This window comes from Streptomyces sp., assembly GCF_019510245.1.
GTDB lineage: Bacteria > Actinomycetota > Actinomycetes > Streptomycetales > Streptomycetaceae > Streptomyces.
Window position 1 is genome coordinate 1 of the sequence record NZ_JAEKKT010000453.1, and the last position, 2486, is coordinate 2486.

General features: G+C 70.6%; 3 protein-coding genes. 2 read left to right on the forward strand and 1 reads right to left on the reverse strand.

The features are described from left to right. Positions 1 to 60: 60 nt before the first annotated feature. Positions 61 to 822 carry an IclR family transcriptional regulator C-terminal domain-containing protein gene (locus JF597_RS53905; RefSeq protein WP_294014398.1) on the forward strand — a complete coding sequence of 254 codons (762 nt, stop codon included), beginning with the start codon at positions 61 to 63 and terminating at the stop codon, positions 820 to 822. Between the two features lie 219 nt (positions 823 to 1041). Beyond that, a complete protein-coding gene (locus tag JF597_RS53910) occupies positions 1042 to 2259 on the forward strand; it encodes a PP2C family protein-serine/threonine phosphatase (RefSeq protein WP_294014400.1) in 1218 nt (405 codons plus the stop codon). A gap of 49 nt (positions 2260 to 2308) precedes the next feature. Here the strand turns inward: JF597_RS53910 and JF597_RS53915 are convergent. Beyond that, a partial coding sequence (locus JF597_RS53915; protein ID WP_294014402.1) for a WhiB family transcriptional regulator occupies positions 2309 to 2486 on the reverse strand: 178 nt, incomplete at its 5' end.

The window sequence follows — 2486 nt, forward strand, 5'->3', positions numbered from 1 at the left end:
GGCAAGCCGAGAAAGGGCGCGCGCCTTGCCTCCGTCGCGTGCTCGGCGCACGCTGGTCGCATGGGTGCTCACGACGGTGGCCCTACGCTCATCACTTCCGTGCAGCGGGCACTCCGACTGCTGGAGGCGGTGAGCGCGCACGAGAACGGTGCGCCGGCGAAGAAACTGGCACGTGAGACGGGACTGCCTCTGGCCACCGCCTATCACCTGCTGCGGACACTGGTCCACGACGGATACGCACGGAAGCTGGACGACGGCGGGTTCGTCCTGGGCGACAAGCTGCAGACGCTGCACACCACGGGCCGCGGGCAGGTGTCGCTCAGCCGCATCCGTCCCACGCTCACCGCTCTGCGGGACGAGCTCGCGACCGCCGCCTACCTCACCTTCTACGAGGAGGGCGAGATTCGAGTCGCCGAGATCGTCGACGGCCCCCAGGCGCCCCGTGTCGACCTCTGGGTGGGATTCGAGGACGCGGGGCACGCCACCGCGCTGGGCAAGTCCGTGCTGCGAGAACTGGATGACGCCTCACGCAAGGACTACCTCTCCCGGCACGCCCTCGCCGACCTCACACCACGGACCATCACCAGCTCTCCGGAACTGCTCAGGCGACTCGACTCCTCACCCGTGGCCCCGGCCGTCACGGACCTGGAGGAGTACGCCCTCGTTACCGTCTGTGTCGCCGTGCCCGTCTACAACGGGGACACACTGGGCTCTCTCGGCGTCTCACTGCGGGCGGACCGGCTCTCCCGACTCGAGGAGATCCTGGCGCGGCTGATCCCGGCCGCGAGTCGCGTGACCAGGGGTCTCTCGCTCACTATCTGAAAATCCCCTCCTTGTGGCGCCCAGGCCATACCTCTTTCCTGGATGAAAGAGACATTTCAGCGGCCCCCACAAGGTGAGGACTACGGACGAAGCATGAGTCAGGTTCGAGACCACGGCGGCGACCCATGGCTGATTCGCCCGTTCAGGAACCGAGTGTCCGGTTCGGGGTCGGCGGCCCGGAAACGTGCCGTCGCGCAGTTGGCCACCGGTAGTCGCGCACTGCCCGTGCTGATCGTCTCCGTCGTCGTGCTCATCGACGTCGCGTGCGGAGCAGGGACGGTCTGGCTGCCGCTGCTCGCGGCCGGGCCCGCGCTGGCCGCCACCACCGGCGGGCCGCGCGGAGTCCTCGCTGTCGGCCTTCTCGCCGCGGTGCTGGGCGCGACGCTCGGAACCCGGGACGGCGTCCCGGGACATGAGCTGACGGCCGTACTGTCCGCCCTGGCGGCCGTCACGCTGGCAAGTGGCCTCGCCAGCGCGTTGCGCGGGCGTCGTGAACGGGTGCTCGCGGCCGTCCGCTCGGTCGCGGAGGCCGCCCAGCACGCGCTTCTCAAGCCCATACCGGCGACTGTGGGGCCGTTCCAGGTGGCCGTCCGCTACAGCGCCGCGGCGGCGGAGGCCCGCATCGGCGGGGATCTCTACGCGCTGGTGCCCACCCCGTACGGGGTCAGGCTGATCGTCGGCGATGTGCGCGGCAAGGGGCTGCCGGCCGTGGGAACCGCCGCACTCGTGGTCGGTGTCTTCCGGGAGGCCGCCTACGACGAGCCCGATCTCCTCGCCGTCGTCGGCAGGATCGAGCGGAGCCTGGCGCGCAACCTCGGTGTCGACGACTTCGTCACCGCCGTGGTCGCCGGGTACCCGCGGGCAGGCCATCTGGAGGTGGTCAACTGTGGGCACGCGCCTCCGCTGCTGGTGCGCGAATCCGGCACGGTCGTGGCGGTGGAGCCCGCCCCTCCGGCCCCGCCCCTCGGGTTGCGCGCGCTCACGGACGAGACCCCCAGCCTCCAGGCGCTGGCTTTCGCCGACGGGGATCAACTGTTGCTCTACACCGACGGGGTCACCGAGGCCCGCAACCACGGCCGCGAGTTCTACCCGCTGGCCGAGGGGCTGGCCCGCCACGTGTCCGACGAGCCGGCCGGCACCCTCACCGCGATCCATGACGAACTGCTGGCACACGTGGGCGGCCGACTGCACGACGACGCGGCGCTGCTCCTGCTCCGCAAACCGGCCGCTTCCGCAAGCGAAACCGCCGGTCGCGGTAGCGGCTCCTGCCGCGGCCCGTCCCGATCCCCGGCCTTCGCCGCAGGCGCGGGCGCGGGCGACGGAAGCCAGGCTGCCGAGAACACCGAAGGAACGGCGGACCCGGGTACCCCCGTCGTCGCCTTGTCGGGAGAGGTCTCGGGACCTGGCGACTCGTGCGTGCCCTGGTCAACGGCGTAACGTCTGCCTCTGCGCTACGGAATCCTCACCGCACTGCCGGCCCTGCGGCTCATCGTTTGTCCAGCCGCCTGATCGCCAGCCGTTCCTTCTCGGAGAGGCCGCCCCAGACGCCGAAGCGTTCGTCGTTGGCCAGGGCGTACTCGAGACAGGCCGAGCGCATCTCGCACATGCCGCAGATGCGCTTCGCCTCTCGTACCGAGCTGCCCGGCTCGGGAAAGAAGAAGTCC

What these genes read in the sequence shown, in the direction of transcription:
- JF597_RS53905 (WP_294014398.1), top strand. Translation starts at nt 61, where the DNA reads ATGGGTGCTCACGACGGTGGCCCTACGCTCATCACTTCCGTGCAGCGG.